Annotated in this window: 2 tRNA genes and 2 rRNA genes; all 4 read right to left on the reverse strand. The window is 47.7% G+C overall.

The features are described from left to right. A 23S ribosomal RNA gene (locus tag O9334_RS20100) occupies positions 1–2,454 on the reverse strand; the annotation flags it as partial. Between the two features lie 383 nt (positions 2,455–2,837). Next, a tRNA-Ala gene (locus O9334_RS20105) sits at positions 2,838–2,911 on the reverse strand. A 45-nt stretch (positions 2,912–2,956) separates the two neighbouring features. After that, positions 2,957–3,030, reverse strand: a tRNA-Ile gene (locus O9334_RS20110). A gap of 266 nt (positions 3,031–3,296) precedes the next feature. Next, positions 3,297–3,350: ribosomal RNA gene (locus O9334_RS20115) — 16S ribosomal RNA — on the reverse strand; the annotation flags it as partial.

A 3,350-nucleotide genomic window follows, 5' to 3' on the forward strand; every position in this document is an offset into this window, starting at 1 on the left:
CTGTTATCCCCAGCGTACCTTTTATCCTTTGAGCGATGGCCCTTCCATGCAGAACCACCGGATCACTATATCCAACTTTCGTCCCTGATCGACTTGTCAGTCTCACAGTCAAGCATGCTTATGCTATTGCACTCCACGTACGGTTACCAAGCGTACTGAGCATACCTTTGAAAGCCTCCGATACTCTTTCGGAGGCGACCACCCCAGTCAAACTACCCACCACACACTGTCTCCCTCTTGGAGGGATTAGACATCAAGAAAATAAAGGGCGGTATTTCACCGTTGACTCCCCTACGACTAGCGCCGCAGGATCAAAGCCTCCCGCCTATCCTACACATCATCTACCCAATGTCAATGTGAAGCTATAGTAAAGGTGCATGGGGTCTTTCCGTCCCGTGACGGGTACACGGCATCTTCACCGTGACTACAATTTCACCGAGCTCGCGGCTGAGACAGTGCCCAGATCGTTACACCATTCGTGCAGGTCGGAACTTACCCGACAAGGAATTTCGCTACCTTAGGACCGTTATAGTTACGGCCGCCGTTTACTGGGGCTTCAGTTCAAAGCTTCGCACTTGCGCACTAACTTCCCCCCTTAACCTTCCAGCACCGGGCAGGTGTCAGGCCATATACCTCATCTTTCGATTTCGCATAGCCATGTGTTTTTGTTAAACAGTCGCCTGGGCCATTTCTCTGCGACCCTCCATTACTGAAGGGCACCCCTTTTCCCGAAGTTACAGGGTTAATTTGCCTAGTTCCTTAGCCACGACTCACTCGAGCACCTCAGGATTCTCTCCTTGACTACCTGTGTCGGTTTGCGGTACGGGTACCTTATCAATTAACGCTAGCGGATTTTCTCGGAAGTCTGATTACACTCTCTATCAATTCGGCCGAAGCCTCCTCGTACTATTGGGTTTCAGCATCAAATACGGATTTGCCTATATCTGATATACCTACGCCTTTCAACGCCCACTTTCGTCAGGGCGCGGAGTTGTCACTGCTCCTTCTCCACTTCGCTCGATAAGGTAGTACTGGAATATTAACCAGTTGGCCATCAACTTCGCCTTTCGGCTTTGCCTTAGGACCCGACTTACCCGCGGCTGATTGACATTGCCGCGGAACCCTTAGTCTATCGGTGGACGGGGTTCTCACCCGTCTTATCGTTACTTATGCCTACATTTGCTTTTCTATCCGCTCCACCGTCCATTACCAGACGACTTCTCCGCTGAATAGAATGCTCCCCTACCACAGTATTACTACTATCCAAAGCTTCGGTACTACACTTAATGCCCGATTATTATTGATGCCCTGTCGCTCGACCAGTGAGCTGTTACGCACTCTTTAAATGAATTGCTGCTTCCAAGCAAACATCCTGGCTGTCAAAGCAACTGGACCACCTTAGTTCAACTTAGTGTAGATTTTGGGACCTTAGCTGTTGGTCTGGGTTCTTTCCCTCTCGGACACGGACCTTAGCACCCATGCCCTCTCTGCGGAATATATTTAATAGCATTCGGAGTTCATCAGGATTTGGTAGGATGTGACTCCCCCTAGTCCTATTGGTAGCTCTACCTCTATTAAACTTAACTTCCACGCTGCCCCTAAAGGCATTTCGGGGAGTACGAGCTATTTCTCAGTTTGATTAGCCTTTCACCCCTACCCTCAGTTCATCCAAAAACTTTTCAACGTTTACTAGTTCGGACCTCCATGGGGTGTTACCCCCACTTCATCCTGACCAAGGGTAGATCACAAAGTTTCGCGTCTACTCCCACTGACTATGCGCCCTATTCAGACTCGCTTTCGCTCCGGCTGCGGACTTCAAAGTCCTTAACCTCGCCAGTGACAGTAACTCGTAGGCTCATTATGCAAAAGGCACGCCATCACTCCACGAAGGAGCTCTGACCGCTTGTAGGCGTACGGTTTCAGGTTCTATTTCACCCCGTTATTCACGGTTCTTTTCACCTTTCCTTCACAGTACTGGTTCACTATCGGTCTCTCAGTAGTATTTAGCCTTACCGGATGGTGCCGGCAAATTCAAACGGGGCGTCTCCGACCCCGCCCTACTCAGGATACCACCTCTTATTACAAATTTACATTTACGGGGCTATCACCCTCTGTGGCCGGCTTTCCCATACCGTTCAATTTCTTTGTAACTCAATTATGTGGTCCTATAACCCCTAACCAGCCGTAACTGGGTAGGTTTGGGCTCTTGCGCGTTCGCTCGCCACTACTGGCGCAATCACTATTGTTTTCTCTTCCTCCAGGTACTTAGATGTTTCAGTTCCCTGGGTTTGCTCACCTTGCGGTGTACCACGCCTTCAGCATGGTGGGTTGCCCCATTCGGACACCTGCGGATCAATTCGTATTTGCCAATCCCCGCAGCTTTTCGCAGCTTATCACGTCCTTCTTCGCCTCTGAGAGCCTAGGCATTCCCCATACGCCCTTATTTACTTCTCTTTTAATTAAGACTAGTATATTTCAATACTAGCCCCCATTACCTATATGCTCGCTAATTTGATTCAGATTACTCTAAACCAAATTGCTTAATATTTAAACCATTAAGATTTCTCCTAATAATTCTTACTATCTACTCTTCTTCCAATATGTCAATGAACTCCTTTGTCAATAACCTCCACTATCATCGTAGGCAGATGGCTTATCTGCTCTTACTATCCTGTGGTATCAACAACGTGATAATTAATCAGCTCCGGGCCTCTAGCTTATAGCTACTAGCTCTACTGTCATTATCTTTCAATAAACTTTCTCAAAGCCCTTCCAGCTTTGATTTTCTTCTTTTTTTTGATTGTCAATTGCCAATTGTTCATTGTCAATTGCACCTGTGGAGAATATCGGAGTCGAACCGATGACCTCCTGCTTGCAAAGCAGGCGCTCTAGCCAGCTGAGCTAATCCCCCGTTCTAATTGTCAATTGTCAATTTAACAATTGTCAATTGATTCAGTGGGCCTGCGTGGACTCGAACCACGGACCTCTACATTATCAGTGTAGCGCTCTAACCACCTGAGCTACAAGCCCCTTTCTTAGCTGCTAGCTTCTAGCTGTCAGCTTCGAGCTTGGTACTTATAACTGGTAGGCCAGTCCTTGGTTTGCCTCTAAGATCTTTGCTTTCGCTTCAGGTCTTTCGACTCGCAGCTCGCAGCTTGTGAACTCGCAGCTTTTCTCCTCAATATTTTCGAATAAATGTAATTGATAGCGGACTGTTAGGACGTTTTAATAAAAAAGAACTAAGATCGTATTTACTGTTTTTTGCCACGCCTAAGCGTGATCCCAAACAGCTCCAGAAAGGAGGTGTTCCAGCCGCACCTTCCGGTACGGCTACCTTGTTACGACTTAGC

Source organism: Microcystis sp. LE19-8.1F, assembly GCF_027531715.1.
GTDB classification, from domain to species: domain Bacteria; phylum Cyanobacteriota; class Cyanobacteriia; order Cyanobacteriales; family Microcystaceae; genus Microcystis; species Microcystis wesenbergii_A.